Origin of the sequence: Microbulbifer sp., assembly GCF_036563125.1 — a bacterium.
Taxonomy (GTDB): Bacteria; Pseudomonadota; Gammaproteobacteria; order Pseudomonadales; family Cellvibrionaceae; genus Microbulbifer.
This window is the reverse complement of the sequence record NZ_DATCMV010000073.1, coordinates 1-17,125: the sequence shown is the minus strand read 5'-3', so window position 1 is coordinate 17,125 and position 17,125 is coordinate 1. Positions and strand designations below refer to the sequence as shown.

Here is a 17,125-nt window from a genome sequence, read left to right as displayed (position 1 = left end):
AGCGGACCCAGTGCGTGCTCCAGCGCGTCCAGCTGGATCTGTAATTGTTCCAGGCTGTAGGCATCGGGAATGCGCACTAGGTTAAAGCCCAGCTGTTCCAAGCGCGCAGCAGCGCGCTGCGCGCCAAACTGTCCGGTGAGTACCAGGTCGGGTTTAAGTGGCAGCAGCTCTTCTGCCTGGGCGCGGTTCAGGTAGATGTGTTCGGGCACTGGCGCGCGACGATATAGCGGCTGGCCCGAGAGCCAGGTCACGGAGACGATGTTTTTCGGCGGAACCCAACTCAGAAGTATCTGGTCGAGGCATAAATTCAGCGACGCCACCCGCGACTTGGCAAACGCCCCGGGGCAAAGCGCAAGGAGAAGCAACAACAGGCTGCGGGACATAATCGTCATCATTCGCTGCGCCTCCCTCCCTTTGCTGGTTGTACGTGTAATCCCCCCGACCAGGTCGGCCGCTGTGCGCAAACGGGGCTCACTGGGCACAACTTTTACACTGACGCTGCATCCAAATCCTCTGGCGGAGGCATCATACCGGTAGCAATCACTGAATGTGAATGATCACGAATGGAGAACATAAATGAACGAAGACACGCTCGCGCTGCTTATTCCCCTCGGATTTTTCCTGCTTATTGGCATGTCGCTGTGGATGGTGTTGAACTTTCGTGCGAAACGAAACCTGGAAGTACAGCAAACCTTGCGCCTGGCACTGGACAAGGGTGTCGAACTCCCACCCAAACTGATTGAGCAGCTCGGAGCCAGCCAGCGCCACCCGCAACAGGATATGCGACGCGGCATCGTCTGGATTGCTTCCGCATCAGGCATGGCGTCGCTCGGTTTCTTTGTCCCAGATCCCTCTAACCAGGCCTTTTTGGCAATGCTTGGGGTCGCGGCAATACCGTTCTGTATCGGTCTCGCCTATTTGGCCATGTACCATTTTTCCAAACCGCAGCCCGCCTGATCATGGAGCACGGACCTGAGAAGTAGCGACAAGGATCAGCTCATGTCCAGGGCACTGAGCGCTTCCGACAGGGTCTTGACCGCCACCACTTCCATACCCGGCACATCGTTTTTAAGACGGTTGGTGGCGGGCACGATAGCCTTGCGGAAGCCGTGTTTGGCGGCTTCCCGCAGACGCTCCTGACCGGAGGGAACCGGGCGGATTTCACCGGCCAGTCCCACCTCGCCGAATATCATCAGGTCCCGCGCCAGCGGGCGATTGCGGAAGCTGGACACCACCGCCATCAGCAGGGTGAGGTCGGCACTGGTTTCCACCACCTTCACGCCGCCCACCACGTTGATGAACACATCCTGGTCGCCGACGAGCACACCGCCGTGGCGGTGCAGGACCGCCAGCAGCATGTTCAGGCGGTTCTGGTCCAGCCCCACCGCCACCCGACGCGGGTTGCCGAGACTGCTGTCATCCACCAGCGCCTGCAGTTCCACCAGCAGCGGGCGCGTGCCCTCCCAAACCGACGTCACCACCGAGCCCGCGGCAATCTCGTCGGCGCGCTGCAGGAAAATCGCCGAGGGGTTGGCCACTTCCTTCAGGCCCTGCTCGGTCATCGCAAACACCCCCAGCTCGTTCACCGCACCAAAGCGGTTCTTGTGCGCGCGCAGGGTGCGGAAGCGGGAATCGTGGGTGCCCTCGAGCATGATCGAGCAGTCGATGATGTGCTCGAGCACCTTGGGGCCGGCCAGGGTGCCGTCCTTGGTGACGTGGCCCACCAGGATCAGCGCAGTGCCGGTCTGTTTGGCGAAGCGGGTGAGATAGGCGGCGCTCTCGCGCACCTGCGCCACCGAACCGGGTGCGGACTGCACCTCGGCCATGTGCATCACCTGGATGGAGTCCACCACCATCACTCTGGGTTTCACTTCGCCGGCGGTGAGGCAGATCTGCTCCACATTGGTCTCCGACAGCATCTGCAGGTGATCCGCCGGCAGGCCCAGGCGCTTGGCGCGCATCGCCACCTGCTGCAGGGATTCCTCACCGGTCACATAGAGCGCCGGCAGCCTTTGCGAGAGGTGACACAGGGTCTGCAGCAGCACGGTGGATTTACCGGCGCCCGGATGGCCGCCGATCAGCACCACCGAACCCGGCACCAGGCCGCCGCCCAGCACCCGGTCCAGCTCACTGGCATTGGTAGCGATGCGGGGCAGCTCGCTGAGGTCGATCTCGGAAAGCTTCTGCACCTTGCCCTGCCCGGCAGCGCCGGCATAGCCGGACTGCGCAGCGGTGAAGTTGGCAGCGCGGCTGTCAGTGTGTGCCGGGCCGAGGCGCACTTCACTGAGACTGTTCCAGGCGCCACAGGCACCGCACTGCCCGGCCCACTTGCTGTAATCAGCGCCGCACTCGTTGCAGACAAAGGCAGTTTTGGATTTTTTGGACAAGGCGTTCCCCTTCCGGGCCTTCAAAATGAGAGGATGTCGCGATCTCAGCTCCAGAAAAAATGGCTGACGACATTCTGCGATGTGGCAGAGTTTACCCTTGTGAGGCCCTCTGCCAAAACCCGGCCGGATCAGATAGGGGACATCTACTCAGTCACCCGCTGGCAACGCCGGCCTTCAACATTTAGCATTGTTGAACGCTCATGATTATTTTGTGCCGATGACACTTCCCGCAGTCTGGCTGCTTCGCAGCGACACCATTCCACCAGACAGTCCTGAGGCCCTGCATCTCGCAGCCCTGCTGTCCGCGGAAGAACGCCAACGCCGTGAAACATACCGCAGTGCCAAGGCCCAGCATCAGTTCCTGTTGAGCCGGGTGCTGCAGCGCAGCGTGCTGGCAAAAATCACCGGTCAGTCTCCGGAACACCTCAGGTTTGACCGTCTGCCCAGTGGCAAGCCGCTGCTGGCGGATTTTCCGGAACTGCACTTCAGCCTCAGTCACAGCGGCCAGTGGCTCGCGCTCGCGGTGTCCTGCGAGGCGCCAATCGGTATCGATATCGAACAACCCACCAAACCGCGGGATTTTCTGCGTATTGCCCGCCACTACTTCCACCCCGAGGAGTGTGCTCTGCTGGAATCACCGCCGTTTGAGCTGATGCCCATGCACTTCTACCGCCTGTGGACCATGAAAGAGGCGTTCTTCAAGGCGCGGGGCACCGGGATTTCGGAGGGGCTGGGACGGATCAATCTAGCCGAATTCCACCTCGGACGGGGTGTGGCATTCGACGTCGGCCTGCAGGATATCCAGGATCCCTGGCAGTTCTATTACGCCATGCACCCGCAACCGGACACCACCCAACTGCATCTGGCCCTGGCCAGCACCGACCCGGCCGTGGGAGAGCTGTCTGCCGAGAGTATTCGCAGAGATTTTGACTGGTTGCCTTGAGACATTCACGGTCTGCGCCAATACACTGCAGTCGCTTTAGATTTTCCAATGCGCAGTGATCGGTACAAGAAAGATAATGAAACCCGTTTCTCTCTCCAGAAAAGTCCACAAGTGGCTGTTTCTGTTTGTCGGTATCCAGGCCCTGCTGTGGACCCTGAGCGGCACCTACATGGTGGTCATGGACCTGGACTTCATCCACGGCGATCACCTGGTCAAGAACCTGCGCGAGCCGCTGCCCGCAGACAGGGAAGAATTCATCCCCACGCAGGAACTGCTCAAACGCTTTCAGGGGATAACGTCCATCCAGCTCAAGGCACTGCAGGCGAACCCCTACTACGTGATCCAGGCCGAAGGCGGCGCGCACCTGGTGGACGCCCGCAGCGGCCGCGAAGTGTCGCCCATCGACGGTGACCGCGCCCGCGCGCTGGCGGAGCACTATTATGCCGGCAACCTGCCAGCATCTTCCGTAATACTGGTTTCAGAAAATCCACCGTCAGAGATAGGCGCGCGTGCCCTGCCCCTGTGGCGGGTCAATTTTGACGATCGCTACGGCACCAGTTTGTATATCGACCCGAACACCGGCGCTCTCGCCACCCGCCGCCACGACTACTGGCGGGCGTTCGACTTCCTGTGGATGTTGCACATCATGGACTACGAGGAGCGGGAGGATATCCACAATCCTCTACTGCTCATCGTGACCATCGTCAGCCTGAGCGGCGTGCTCGCCGGGCTGATCCTGCTGTTCTACAGCTTTGGCCGCAGGAACAAAACTGCCGGCACCACTACGATGGCGGGAGGTGCGCAATGAAGTTCATCAAGACCGCGCACAAGTGGTTGAGCCTGGTGATCGGTGTGCAGCTGGCGCTGTGGCTGGCCAGTGGCCTCGCCTTCGCGCTGCTCGATTCCAGCATCGTCAGCGGTCGCCACCTGGCGGAACGCCACCCGGCGGCTGCGCTTTCCGCGGGCGCGCCCATGGTTTCCCACGGTGAGATCGCCAAGCGCTACAGCGGCGATGCGATTGTCGATATCCGCCTGCAGGCGGGGTTCGATCGCCCGGTGTACCGGGTGCAGACGGCAGCAGGAGTGGAATTGCGGGACGCGCTCAGCGGCAACCTGCTGGCGATCGATGCCGCCACGGTCGCGGCTATCGCGGCGCGGGACTATGCCGGTGACGATAACCTGATCGGCCCGCCGCAGCGCCTGGCGCGGTCGAACATGGAATCCCGCGGTCACCCCGGTCCACTGTGGCGGGTCGATATTGCGGATGACTTCGGCACCAGCCTGTATATCTCCGCCGAGGATGGTCGCGTGCTCGAGCGCCGCAACGATACCTGGCGGCTGTTCGATATCTTCTGGATGCTGCATATCATGGATTACACCGAGCGCCAGGATTTCAACAATCCGTTTGTGGTGGCCTTCGGTATCGGCGCCCTGCTGCTGTCCCTGTCCGGCAGTGCGATGCTGTTTACGAGTTTTACCCGTCACGACTTCAATCTGGTCGCGCTGTTATACCGAGCACGCCGCAGCAAGGTCGCGGTCACCCTGCTCGACCCCGCTTCGACGCCTGTGCAGGAGTTGGCGCTCGCCAGTGGCGTCACCCTGTTCGATGGGCTCGCCGCCAACGGTATCCCACTGCCCTCCAACTGCGGCGGCGGCGGCAGCTGTGGCCTTTGCCAGGTGCAGCTGTCCCCGGACGCCCCTGTCACCAGCAGCGAAAAGGCGCTGCTCTCCACAATGGCGCTGGCATCCGGCATGCGCCTCGCCTGCCAGCAGCGCGCAACTGCCACCATGCGCCTGAAACTGGATAACAGCGTGATGCAGGCGGACACCTACAGCGCCGAGGTACTGCAGGCCCGTTTCCTAACCCCGTTTATCAAAGAAATCTGGCTGGCCCCCCGCGGCCGTCGCCCATTTGCGTTCCACGCCGGGGGCTTCGTGCAGGTGGAAGTGCCCCCGCACAGATTGCGCCTGGCCGAGACCCCGGTGGATGAGTGCTTCCGCGGTGACTGGCAGCCATGGCTCCAGGCCAGTGGCGCCACCCACGCAGCCCCCCTGCGCCGCTCCTACTCCATGGCCAATGCGCCGGGAGAGTCACAATCGTCCGGCGGGGAAGAAACCATCCTGCTGAATGTACGTATCCAGCCGCCCCCTGCCGGCCACAACACCGTGCCTGCTGGTGCCGGTTCCAGCTATATGTTCAACCTGCAGCCGGGAGATCGAGTGCAATTGCGCGGCCCCTTTGGCAGCTTCCGGGTGCAGGATAGCGACCGCGAGATCGTGCTCATCGGCGGTGGCGCGGGTATGGCGCCGTTGCGCTCGATGATCGTCGACCAGCTGTGCAATCGGCGCACCCAGCGGCCGATACATTTCTGGTATGGCGCGCGCAACTTGCGGGAAGTGTTTTACGCGGACGCTTTCGATGCGCTGGCACGGACACACGAAAATTTCCGCTGGCAGCTCGGCTTGTCGGAACCGCGCGCGGAAGACCAGTGGCAGGGTGCGACCGGCTATATCAGCGATATCGCCGCAGACACCTACCTGCGCCAGCATGCAGACTTGGGCAATTGCGAGTTTTACCTGTGCGGCCCGCCAGCCATGCTGCGCGCGTCGATCGCCATGCTCGCCGGGCTCGGGGTGCGCGAAGATCAGATCGCGTTTGACGATTTTGGTTGTTAACCGCGGCGCCGGGAACCGCCCGGTGCCGGGCACGGTCTACTTGCCAAGAGAACTGCGCCGGCCTAATCTTCGGCTCCAATTGAAAGAGAACACTGGACCAGATGCACAACGTCATCGCACGGATCATGGCAATTTTGATGTTGCTGTCTGTCTTCGGACAGGCCGCGGCACAGCCGTGCGCGGACATGCATACCCCCATCTCCGAGGATATACACGCAGGAGCACCTGCGGATCTGCCACACAGCGCACACCGGGAACATGGTTCCGCTGACGCGCCCATGGCAGACGGTCACTGTGGCGATATGCCATCGTCGCTGAACGACAAATCCAATACGCACTGCGCCGATATACCCAGCTCAGCCAATGGCGATTGCGGCCAGACCTGCACCTGTTGCCCGAGCCACTGTGCGACTGTGCTGCCGGGCGCCGAAGCCGCGCGTGTCATCCTGCCCAGTTCCACACACCGCGTGTGCTACATCGACCTCGCCTCATCCGCAGAGCCCGAGTCCGCCATCAAACCGCCCAGGTCTGCCTGACCAGGGCAACCCGCGCCTGCCCTGGCGCGCAATCCCCCATAAATACTGCCGTAGCACCGAGCCAAGCGGCTCTGTCGTCGGCCACTGTCTGCGGCCGCGCTTACCCGACCCGGCTGTAAACCCGATAACACCAGATCACGACATCGAGAAAAACTATGAAACGGAATGCCTTTTTCGGCAGCCTTGCGGTTGCCGCTCTGTTGGTCCTGACCGCCTGTGCCAAGGCCGATCACGATCACCCGGCAGATAACGACAACGGCCGGGACAAGACCACCACCAGCGCGGCAGCCGCGCCCCTGGAATTGACCACCTACAAGAGTGCAACCTGCGGCTGCTGCAAACTGTGGGTGGAGCACGCCGGCGGCAACGGCTTTGAGGTCGATGCCCAGGACGTCGACGACCTGAATGGGATCAAGGAAAAGTACGGCATTGCCCCGGCGCTCCAGTCCTGCCATACCAGCGTGTCGCCGAGCGGCTATGTTTTCGAGGGACATGTCCCGGCCAAGTTAATCCGCCAGTTCCTGCAGAACCCGCCAGCCAATGCGCGCGGCCTGGCAGTCCCGGCGATGCCGCTGGGCAGTCCGGGAATGGAAGTGGGCGACCGCTTCACGCCGTACAAGGTTTTGCTGCTGCACAGCGATGGCAGCCACTCTGTCTACGCCAGCATCGACCAGTTTGAACAGCAACACTGAGGTAGCCATGAACCGATCCAGAGGCCCCCAGTTCCCCCTGCCCCCGCTTTCACGCCGGCGTTTCGTCACCGGCATGGCTGCGGGCGCCGCACTGTTCGGCATGCCCGCCGGGGCCAGCGCCGCAGCACCACGCAATAATGCGGCACCGCAGACCCTGCAGGGTAACCAGTTCGACCTGCATGTGAATTACCTGCCGGTGAATTTCACTGGCCGCGAGCGCACCGCGGTAGCGGTCAATGGCAGCGTGCCGGCACCCATATTGCGCTGGAAGGAAGGCCAGACTGTCACCCTGAATGTCACCAACCACCTGGCACACGACACATCCATCCACTGGCACGGGATCATCCTGCCGAGCAACATGGATGGCGTGCCCGGGCTCAGCTTTAACGGCATCCGCCCCGGTGAAACCTTCACCTACCAATTCGAACTGAACCAGAGCGGCACCTACTGGTATCACAGCCACTCCGACTTCCAGGAGCAGATCGGCCATTACGGCGCCATCGTCATCGACCCGGCCGAACCGGATCCCGTGGCTTACGATCGCGACTATGTGGTGATGCTGACCGACTGGAGCGACGATTCGCCTCAGGACATCTACGCCAAGCTCAAGAAAGAGGGGCATTACTTCAATCGCCGCCGCCGCACCGCCGGTGACCTGTGGCAGGAAATCCGCCAGAAAGGCGTCGCCCAGACCTGGCGCGATCGCGAGATGTGGAACGAAATGCGCATGTCGGACCGCGATATTTCCGATGTCACCGGCTACACCTACACCTACCTGATGAATGGCCAGACGCCGGACGCTAACTGGATGGCGCAATTCAAACGGGGTGAGAAAGTACGCCTGCGCTTCATCAACGGTTCGGCCATGTCCATCTTCGATATCCGCATCCCGGGGCTGAAGATGAAAGTGGTGGCCAGCGACGGTCAGAACATCGAACCGGTAAGTGTGGATGAATTCCGCATCGGCGTGGCCGAAACCTACGATGTGGTGGTGGAACCGGCCGACGACCGCGCCTACACCCTGTTCGCGCAGACCATCGACCGCAGCGGTTACGCCCGTGGCACCCTGACCCCGCACCCGGAACTGCGCGCCGAAGTCCCGGCGATGGATTACGCCCCCGTACTGACCCACCGCGATATGGGCATGGACCACTCCAGCCACGATATGGGCGGCATGCGTGGCATGGATCACAGCGGCCACGACATGGGCGGCATGAGTGGCATGGATCACAGCCAGCACACCGGCCACCAGATGCCGGGACGCACCACAGGGCTGGGGCGCGCCGGCTTTGGCAGCAATGCGCCAGTGAAACATCACGCCAGTGAATATGGCCCGGGCGTAGACATGCGCGCGGAGATGCCGGCGAACGGCCTGAACGATCCGGGGATCGGCCTGCGCGATCACCAGAGCCGCTATGGCCGCCGCGTGCTCACTTACGCGGATATCCGCAACCTCACCCCCACCATCGACCGGCGCGAGCCGGAGCGGGAAATCCAGTTGCACCTCACCGGCAACATGGAGCGTTATATGTGGTCGATGAACGGCATCAAGTTCAGCAACGCCGAGCCGCTGATGCTGAAATACGGCGAGCGCGTGCGGGTGACGCTGGTCAACGACACCATGATGACCCACCCGATTCACCTGCACGGAATGTGGAGTGAATTGGAAACCGGCGACCCGGAATATATCCCGCGCAAGCACACCATCCTGGTACAGCCCGGCTCCACCATCAGTTATCTGGTGACCGCGGACGCCTACGGCCGCTGGGCCTACCACTGCCACCTGCTGTATCACATGCCCGGCATGTTCCGTGAAGTGCGCGTGGTTTAAGGGAGTGACTATGAACACGAAATTTATGTTTTGTACCGCAATGGTGTCCCTATTGAGCGCGCCTCTCGCTCTCGCCCAGGAACACGCTGAGCATCACGGCGAGCACCATGGCGAGCAGCAAAGGGAAAATTCGGAGCCAATGGATCACAGCGGCCATGATATGAGCGGCATGGATCACAGCCAGCATCAGCCAGTAGCAAATACTGCAACGCAAGAGGTGCACCAGGGCCACGGTGGTCACGGCAGTGCCTACGCGTCGGGCACCCTGCACAACGCCCCCAATCAGCCCGATCATGTGATGGACCATGAAGTGCTGCTGACCAAGGTCATGATCGATCAGCTGGAGGCCCGCGAGCACAACGGCAGTGCGCTGGAAGGCAGCCTGTGGTTTGGCAGTGATTTCAATAAACTGTGGCTGAAAACTGAAGTAGAGCGGGAGGACGGTGAGACCACCGATTCGGAACTGCAGGCGCTGTACAGCCGTGCCGTTGCCCCCTATTGGGACCTGCAGGTGGGTGTGCGCCACGATTTCAAGCTGGAAGGTGGCGACAGTAAGAACTGGGCAGCAATCGGCTTCAACGGCCTCGCCCCCTATTTCTTCGAGGTGGATAGCGCCCTGTTTCTCGGCGAAGATGGCGACAGTGCCTTTCGTCTGGAAGCGGAATACGAACTACTGTTCACCCAGCAGTGGATTCTGAGCCCGGAAATCGAGATGAATTTTTACGGTCAGAATGATCCCGACACCCACACGGGCTCCGGCCTTTCCGACATCGAGGCCGGCCTGCGCTTGCGCTACGAATTCACCCCGCAGTTTGCGCCCTATATCGGCGTCAATTACGAGAAGAAATTCGGCAATACCGCGGATTTCGTTCGTATGGAAGGCGAAGACACCAGCGAAACCACCTGGGTAATCGGGCTGCACGCCTGGTTCTGAGTGCCCCAAGAGTCCGCCGCAAGGCGGACTCCTGCTAAGGATATTGTTTAATTAACGCTGCGATACCTGTGCAAATCCATCGGTCACGGTAGCGAGTGTGTCCGAGGCCAAAAAGTTGCTGGCCTGCTGGTCACCCTTCATCTGTGCATCGAGGAACGCCAGGCTGACTGCATTTGCCATCATCAGTGCATCCGCCTGAGGCTCCACCTCTCGCTCCAGGCGACATATCAAGTTACCGAAATAATGGTCGGTGCCCTCGGTCACCAGCAGGCTGTTCAACCCTTCCACACCGCGCTCGTAACTCATCGCGTGCAATCGCCAGTCGCGGAAAAAGCGCGCTTCCACATCCCAGGTACCAGTGGTTACCAGCTGGGGGGCCTTCATGTTTTGCCAGCTCTGCTCGTCCACCATATCGAACATGGGTCCCGGCGGGCTGAATGCCACCACTGCCTGTATCCGGGTATCGCGCTCCCGCAACCGCGAGTCTGTACCCGGTACTGCAGCGTCGGCACCGCCCAGCATTTGCGCGGTAAACGCGCCGAAACTGTGGCCGGCAGAGGCCACCCGGCTGCGATCAATACGCCGATCCAATTCTGAAGACTGAGCCGCGAGGTCATCGAGCCCGTCGAGAATGTTGATCAGGTCGCGGGGACGCTGCTGCATCACCCCATCGTTGCCGTAGCGGGTCATCGCCAGGATTCCGTTCAGCATGCCGCCGGCGTCCAGATGATCGGGAGCCAATACCACGTAGCCGTGGCTGACCCAGTGGCGGATGATGCGGTCGTAGGCGCGGCGATTGGAAAAATTGCCATGGGAAAACAAAACCAGAGGAAACGCACCTTCGGTATCGGGATAGAACGCCGTCAGGGTTAATGGTCCGTCCCGGGTTTGAAGTACCATCTCCGGAATAACCTCGACCTCAAGGAGTCCGGGGGCGAGTCCATAGATGGTCGACATATCCGCGTCTGCCGGCATCGACTTGGCTTCAGGCAAAGCTACCGGGGCAGGCTTGAACACCGACAGATAGAGCACCCAGCCGCCGACGAGCAGAACGAACACTGTCAGGGCCAACCGCTTGAACGTTTTCATTCCGCATTCTCCTGGTCAACAAATGCGAGCAGATCCTGAATTGCAGGCTCCATTCCTTCGACGGGCAACAGGTGCCCGGCACCCGGGTATATTCGCAGTGTCACCGGATTGCCATCGTGTGCCAGCAGTGTTTTGAATCGCTCAGCCTGGGCGACGGGCAGCTGCGGGTTTTTCTCTCCCCACATCACCAGCGTTGGCACCTGGATTTCCGCCAGCACCGTTTCGGTATCGGGGGATTTGAAGTCCTGCATACGACCGATAATGCCGCGTCTGATATCGAGGTTTCTGAACGTGTGAATAAACCCGGATTTAAACGCGTCACTCGCCCGATTGTCCGCAGTCAGCCAGTCGACAAAGTGGTTCAGGGACCAGTCCGGCAGATACCGAAGCACCCAGTAGGCCCCATCCGGCAGTCCACTGCTATTCGCCTTGTCGTGACCTTCCAGCCCACCGGAATTTACCAGCACGAGTTTTTCGACCCGCTCCGGATATTTGGCGGCAAAGTTGAACATGGTCGCGCCGCCCATGGACGCGCCAACCAATATGGCCTTGTCGATGCCGTGATGATCCATAAAAGCCTGCAGCGTGTTCATGGTGCTCTGCAGGGAGTAATCACCATCCTCCGCCAGAGACGACAGACCGTGGCCCGGCACATCAAAGCGATAGACTGGCCGGCTGCGAGCCAGCTCGCGCGCCCAGTCATCCCACATACCCATGTGGAAAAACATCGCGTGCAGCAGAATTACCGGTGTCCCATCCGTGTGATCCATACCATCGGCGCGGTAGGCAATTTCCGCCGGCCCGACATTCAGGTAGGAAACCCCGCGGGAAAACTCAGTAGCGCGCAGCTGGTGATCCCGATACGCGTAACCGCCATAAAGCGCAAACAGCAGCAGCAACATCAATACCGCGATCAGTAGACGAACGGACCATTTCCACAAAAATGCCACTATGACCACTTCGCGCCCCCAATTTAACGATTGCTTTACGACACCAATCCCAAAAGCTGGCGTTATTCGGCGGGGCATTCCAGTGTTAAGTTGACAAGAATTTGGCTTTTATCAATTTTTGCCGCTAGTCAGCCCGCAACGAGCAGGCCGCGATACATCTTCATCTGACAGGTAAACGGGTATTCGCCTTTTTCCAGTTTGGGCAATTGCACTTCGGTGATTTGATTAACCGGGAGTTGTTTGCTGATATTCAGATCAGGAAACACCACGTATTCCGCACAGGGACTCGCATCTTCCCGCTGGAAATTCAGGATGATCTCTCGCCCTGCCGGCACTTCAATACGATCCGGCTCATAGACGCCATCTTTCACCAGTATCACCAGAGATTCCTGGTAATGCTGCAGCGGTGACTTGCGCCCGGCCAACCAGAACCACCAGGCAATTCCCAGGATCAGCAACAGACCAAGTACATTGACCAACACACTCATCATGACCGGGCATCCTGTGTTGAAGAGGGTTTGAAAAAGCGCAATCGGTTGGCATTGCTCACGACGGTCACCGAGGAAAACGCCATCGCCGCGCCGGCAATAACCGGACTCAGCAGCATGCCGGTGAGCGGATACAGTACTCCGGCGGCAACCGGAATCCCCAGTGTGTTGTAAATGAAGGCCCCAAACAGATTCTGTTTGATGTTGCGCAGGGTGGCCCGGGAAAGTTCGATCGCATCCGCAACACCGTGCAGGGATGAACGCATCAGGGTCACATCAGCGGTTTCAATCGCCACATCGGTACCGGCGCCTATTGCAAACCCTACATCGGCTCGCGCCAGTGCCGGCGCATCGTTGATGCCATCGCCCGCCATGCCCACGGGAATGCCTTTCTGCTGCAGCTCGCCGATTATTTTTTCCTTGTCTTCCGGCAACAGCTCGGCATGCACGCTATCTATTCCAACCTGTTTCGCCACCGCATCTGCTGTGGCCTGGTTATCACCGGTCAGCATTTCGATCTTGAGACCAAGCTTTTTCAAGCGAGCAACTGCCTCTTTGGCATCCTTGCGAATCGGGTCTGCTACGGCAATCACTCCCGCTATTTTGTTGTCGACCGCAGCGTACATGGCGGTACGGCCCAGCGCAGCAAGGTCCTCCGCCCGGGTTTGCCAGTCTCCCGGCTCGATACCTTCGCGGGACATCAGTTTCCGGTTGCCCAGCAGCACGTTTCTGCCATCTACCCTGCCGCGCACCCCGTGAGCGGTGATCGCCTCGAATTCCTCGACGTCTTGCAGCGCGAGCTTTTTATCGAGGGCTGCCTCCACAATTGCTTCCGCAAGCGGGTGCTCCGAATGGCGCTCCAGGCTCGCCAATACCGCCAACAATTCATCAGTATCGCCGTCAGTTTCGATATCCGTAAGCTTCGGCGCCCCTTCGGTAAGGGTTCCCGTTTTATCGACCACAAGGGTTTTCAGGTTGCTGGCCTGTTGCAGCGCTTTGCCATTGCGCACCAGAACCCCGTGCTCGGCACCCTTGCCCACACCCACCATTACCGACATTGGCGTCGCCAGCCCAAGGGCACAGGGGCAGGCAATAATCAGCACCGAAGTCAGTACCACCAACGTGTGAGCGGCGCGGGGATCCGGCCCCCAGTTGAACCAGACCAGTGCCGCAATGATCGCTATGATCATGACGGTGGGAACAAAGATTGCAGAAATGGTATCGGCAAGCCGAGCAATGGGTACCCGCGAACTCTGGGCGTTTTTTACCATCTCGATGATTTGAGCCAGCCGCGTTTCGGCACCAACCTTTTCTGCTTCAAACAGGAGAGAGCCGTTTTTGTTGAGCGTACCGGCACTGAGGGTATCCCCGTTAACTTTTTTAACCGGTAATGGCTCACCGGTAAGCATGGATTCATCCACGCTGCTGTTGCCCTCCAGTACACGGCCATCCACCGGAATTTTTTCTCCCGGTCGCACGCGCAGTCGATCGCCGACCTGCACCTCCTCCAGAGGTATATCGACCTCCTCACCATTGCGGACAACCCTGGCGGTGGGATCCTGTAATTCCAGTAGCTTTTCCACGGCGGCACTGGTACGACCGCGGGCGCGCACTTCCAGCGCCTGCCCGAGATTGATCAGACCAATGATCATGGCGCTCGCTTCAAAATAGACATGCCGGGCAGATTCGGGGAGCCACTGGGGGAAAAGTACAACCGCCATCGAGAACAGCCACGCAGCTCCCGTCCCCACCGCGATCAGGGTATCCATATTGGCATTGTGGTGGCGGAACGCTTTCCAGGCACCGGTATAGAAGTGCCCCCCGCAAAACATCATCACGGCAAGTGTTATCAACCCCACACATCCCCATGCCACCTGCTGCGCGGAAGAGTGTACGGACATCTCACCGGTTATCAGCCCCCACAGCATGAGCGGGATACCCAGCGCAAGCGCCAAACCTGAGCGCCACATCAGTTTACGGAAGTGCTGTCGATCCTTGTCCCGCTGTAGCTCTCGTTGCTTGCGCGGATTGGCCGCGGCACGCTTGGCTCCATAACCCGCGGACTCGACCGCGGAAATACACGCGGCAGAAGAAACGCTGCCGGTCACCGTGAGGGTCCGCTCTGCGAGATTGACCCGGGCGTCGTCCACACCGTCCACATCCTTCAGCGCACTCTCAATCTTCCGAACGCAACCTGCGCAGGAAGCTCCGCTCAAGGTAAAGGTCTGTTGTTGTCTGCTCATGCCGGTTGTGGCCCTTCGCTGGAGGCTTTTCAGACAATGTAATGGCTTCCCACAGGGGCAATGCAAGCGCTTGTGGGCGAAATTGCTGTCTGTACACTCATTTCTGTACTAGCCCGAAGGCAGGCTATCCACAGGATACGCAATATCTGGCGCAGCCCCATTGACTGGCAGGTCCCCGCTTGAGGTTGTGCCAGTGCCGGTACGTCGGTGTTAGAATCGCGCCATGATGCATCCCCTGTTACCAGAACGCCCTCTCAGTATTTCCCCTACTCTGGCCACAAAGCTCGGCCTGGAGGAGGCGGTATTACTGACTGCATTGGGTGATCTGGTTCCATTCTTGGCACCGGAGAGTCACCCTGGGCGGGACTGGTATTCAGTGGAAGGTAGCCAATTGAAACAGTTACTGCCCTTCTGGGAGCCCGAGGACATCCAGCGGGTGGCTACCAGCCTGCGCAATCAGGGTGCGATTCTCCTTGGCGCGGCCCCATTTGGCAGTAGCGACATGCTTAAATTCGCACTCCCCATCCGTGGTGCGGAGCACAGGGAGCGGCCATCCCACACGCCCACTTCCCGCAACGCGAACCTTATCGCCCCCAACTGGCGACCGGACCCGGAAACCCTAGCCCGCATTGGCCAGCTCGGTATTCCCGAGCACTTCGTGCGCGAGCAGCTACCGGAATTCGTCACCTACTGGCGAGACCGCGGTGAGAGCCGCCATTCGTTCGGCTCCCTGTTTCTGAAGCTCGTCAAAAGCAAGTGGGAAGCATTTCGCGCTACCCAGGGGCGTAAACAGCCTCTCGCTGAAGACTGGCACCCGGATCAGGGTACGCTGAACAAACTTGCCGACGAGGGTGTTCCCAGTACGTTTGTGCGCCGCTGCCTACAGCGTTTTGTCGAGTACCACCGCAATAGCGGTAAGCAATCGGTTTCCTGGGACCTGGAATTCAACGACTGGGTGATAGAAGACTGGGAAAAGCAGGAAACGCCGTTTATCGAGAAGCGCAAGCCGGAACCCATGACCAGGGACTGGCAGCCCAGTGAGCACACCTGGGAGCAGATGCGCCGCCTCGCGATCAACCCGAGCTTTGCGGCAGAGTTATTGCCAGAGTTCATTTATAAATGGCTCGAGCGCGGTGGCCACAGCGCACGTTGGGGTGAACTGTTTATCGAATACGCGCGGGTAGAGTGGGCCTACTACTGCCAGGGCATTGAGAAAAATCCCGTCGCAAAACCGATTTCCCGCAGCTGGCAACCGTCCAGTGATTGCCTGGGACACTTACTGAATCAATGTGAGATCGACCGCGAATTTGCCTTGGGCCTGGTGCCCGAGTTCCGCCTCTACTGGCGCGAACAGGGCGCCGCGCGCAAAAGTTGGGACGCCGTCTTCGTGCGCCATGCGCGCTACCAGTGGGCCGAACGCAACAAATTTGCAATAGGACAGCACCATGGCCAACAACACGACACCGGGCACTCAGGTAACCAGCGCACAAGAGACACTTCAGTCTGGGACATCGTCACAGACACAAACTGGTAACCCGGAACTGGATGCGCGTAAGCGCGCACTGAATGAGGTTTTCGGCCTGTTAAAGCTGGGCTACCACAACCAATTCAATGCGGCGTTCCCGGATGTGCAGACCCTGAACCACGCCAAGCGATTGTGGCTGGAATCCCTGACCGGCTTTTCTCCCGAAGAAATGGTGGCCGGTGCGAAACGCGCCATCAAGCAGAGCGAATACCTGCCGACTGTGCACAAGATGCTGCAACTCTGCGCTGAAGGGGATAATGGGCTTCCCGACCCTCGTGCCGCCTATCGTGAGGCGTGTAACGCCCCGAGTCCGAAAGCAAACCACAAGTGGAGCCATCCGGCCGTGTACCATGCTGGCCGCGCCTCAGACTGGTTCTTTCTCGCCAACAATCCCGAATCTTCTGCATTTCCGGTGTTTGCAAGTCACTACAAAAAGATCTGCGAACGCCTGATGGCGGGAGAGAGCCTACCCGCACCGCAGCAGGTGCAACTGGAACACCAGCCTGCCCAACCCCTATCAAAAGCAGAAAACGCCAAGAAGTTGGCGGAATTACGTGCGCAACTGAAAATATGATAGCTTGATGCCGATGCACGATTGCATCGGCCCTCTGCACGGGAGTTTCGCAGAGGCATAACCCATCTAATCCCAACAGCAGGTAACGCCATGGTCAGGCCCTCCCTTCTGCTTGTTGTACCCGCCGCTCTACTGGCCAATGCGGCCAGTGCAGATTTTTATTCCCATCGCTATGGTGGCGCTGCCGCCCTCAATGGTGAACTCAATGACTTCTGCAACGAAGGCCGTGACTTCGTCGCACGGTTGAACTTTGATAG

General features: G+C 59.8%; 16 protein-coding genes. 10 read left to right on the top strand and 6 right to left on the bottom strand.

What is annotated here, in order from left to right; translation table 11 throughout:
• On the bottom strand, positions 1–392 hold a 392-nt coding region (locus VIL80_RS06095; protein ID WP_332035254.1), incomplete at its 3' end, for a TroA family protein.
• A gap of 184 nt (positions 393–576) precedes the next feature.
• Here VIL80_RS06095 and VIL80_RS06090 point away from each other — a divergent pair.
• Positions 577–957, top strand: coding sequence for a DUF6249 domain-containing protein (locus VIL80_RS06090; RefSeq protein ID WP_332035253.1), 381 nt, complete (start codon positions 577–579; stop codon positions 955–957).
• 35 nt (positions 958–992) lie between these two features.
• On the opposite strand, the gene radA is transcribed toward VIL80_RS06090, so the two are convergent.
• Entirely contained in the window at positions 993–2,387 is a 1,395-nt protein-coding gene (radA, locus tag VIL80_RS06085) for a DNA repair protein RadA (protein ID WP_332035252.1), read from the bottom strand.
• A gap of 217 nt (positions 2,388–2,604) precedes the next feature.
• Here radA and VIL80_RS06080 point away from each other — a divergent pair, with 217 nt between their 5' ends.
• The 7 genes from VIL80_RS06080 (at position 2,605) to VIL80_RS06050 (ending at position 9,999) form a co-directional block, all read left to right on the top strand.
• Positions 2,605–3,330 (top strand): 4'-phosphopantetheinyl transferase family protein, encoded by a 726-nt coding sequence (locus tag VIL80_RS06080; RefSeq protein WP_332035255.1) that lies wholly within the window; start codon positions 2,605–2,607, stop codon positions 3,328–3,330.
• Between the two features lie 76 nt (positions 3,331–3,406).
• Positions 3,407–4,138: a hypothetical protein gene (locus VIL80_RS06075; protein WP_332035251.1), complete on the top strand. Its 732-nt coding sequence runs from the start codon at positions 3,407–3,409 to the stop codon at positions 4,136–4,138.
• On the top strand, positions 4,135–6,006 hold the full coding sequence (gene nqrF, locus VIL80_RS06070; RefSeq protein ID WP_332035250.1) for an NADH:ubiquinone reductase (Na(+)-transporting) subunit F: 1,872 nt from the start codon (positions 4,135–4,137) through the stop codon (positions 6,004–6,006). Before VIL80_RS06075 ends, nqrF begins: the two co-directional genes overlap by 4 nt.
• Before the next feature lie 101 nt (positions 6,007–6,107).
• Complete coding sequence (locus VIL80_RS06065; protein WP_332035249.1) at positions 6,108–6,542, top strand: hypothetical protein; 435 nt, start codon at positions 6,108–6,110, stop codon at positions 6,540–6,542.
• A 155-nt stretch (positions 6,543–6,697) separates the two neighbouring features.
• The gene (locus tag VIL80_RS06060; RefSeq protein ID WP_332035248.1) at positions 6,698–7,234 is read left to right on the top strand and encodes a DUF411 domain-containing protein; all 537 of its coding nucleotides are present in this window, start codon (positions 6,698–6,700) and stop codon (positions 7,232–7,234) included.
• Positions 7,235–7,241: 7 nt separating this feature from the next.
• Positions 7,242–9,065 carry a copper resistance system multicopper oxidase gene (locus tag VIL80_RS06055; protein WP_332035247.1) on the top strand — a complete coding sequence of 608 codons (1,824 nt, stop codon included), beginning with the start codon at positions 7,242–7,244 and terminating at the stop codon, positions 9,063–9,065.
• Positions 9,066–9,075: 10 nt separating this feature from the next.
• The gene (locus VIL80_RS06050) at positions 9,076–9,999 is read left to right on the top strand and encodes a copper resistance protein B (RefSeq protein ID WP_332035246.1); all 924 of its coding nucleotides are present in this window, start codon (positions 9,076–9,078) and stop codon (positions 9,997–9,999) included.
• Positions 10,000–10,050: 51 nt separating this feature from the next.
• Here VIL80_RS06050 and VIL80_RS06045 read toward each other — a convergent pair whose 3' ends face one another.
• From VIL80_RS06045 to VIL80_RS06030, 4 genes are all read right to left on the bottom strand, one after another.
• Positions 10,051–11,088, bottom strand: coding sequence for an alpha/beta hydrolase family protein (locus tag VIL80_RS06045; RefSeq protein ID WP_332035245.1), 1,038 nt, complete (start codon positions 11,086–11,088; stop codon positions 10,051–10,053).
• Positions 11,085–12,038 (bottom strand): alpha/beta fold hydrolase, encoded by a 954-nt coding sequence (locus VIL80_RS06040; RefSeq protein ID WP_332035244.1) that lies wholly within the window; start codon positions 12,036–12,038, stop codon positions 11,085–11,087. Before VIL80_RS06040 ends, VIL80_RS06045 begins: the two co-directional genes overlap by 4 nt.
• 128 nt (positions 12,039–12,166) lie before the next feature.
• Complete coding sequence (locus tag VIL80_RS06035; RefSeq protein WP_332035243.1) at positions 12,167–12,529, bottom strand: cupredoxin domain-containing protein; 363 nt, start codon at positions 12,527–12,529, stop codon at positions 12,167–12,169.
• Positions 12,526–14,769 (bottom strand): heavy metal translocating P-type ATPase, encoded by a 2,244-nt coding sequence (locus VIL80_RS06030; protein ID WP_332035242.1) that lies wholly within the window; start codon positions 14,767–14,769, stop codon positions 12,526–12,528. Before VIL80_RS06030 ends, VIL80_RS06035 begins: the two co-directional genes overlap by 4 nt.
• A 391-nt stretch (positions 14,770–15,160) precedes the next feature.
• Here VIL80_RS06030 and VIL80_RS06025 point away from each other — a divergent pair, with 391 nt between their 5' ends.
• Both VIL80_RS06025 and VIL80_RS06020 read left to right on the top strand, forming a co-directional pair.
• Positions 15,161–16,303, top strand: a complete 1,143-nt coding sequence (locus tag VIL80_RS06025; RefSeq protein WP_332035241.1) for a DnaT-like ssDNA-binding domain-containing protein — start codon at positions 15,161–15,163, stop codon at positions 16,301–16,303.
• The gene (locus VIL80_RS06020; RefSeq protein ID WP_332035240.1) at positions 16,215–16,868 is read left to right on the top strand and encodes a replication protein P; all 654 of its coding nucleotides are present in this window, start codon (positions 16,215–16,217) and stop codon (positions 16,866–16,868) included. Before VIL80_RS06025 ends, VIL80_RS06020 begins: the two co-directional genes overlap by 89 nt.
• Positions 16,869–17,125: the final 257 nt, after the last annotated feature.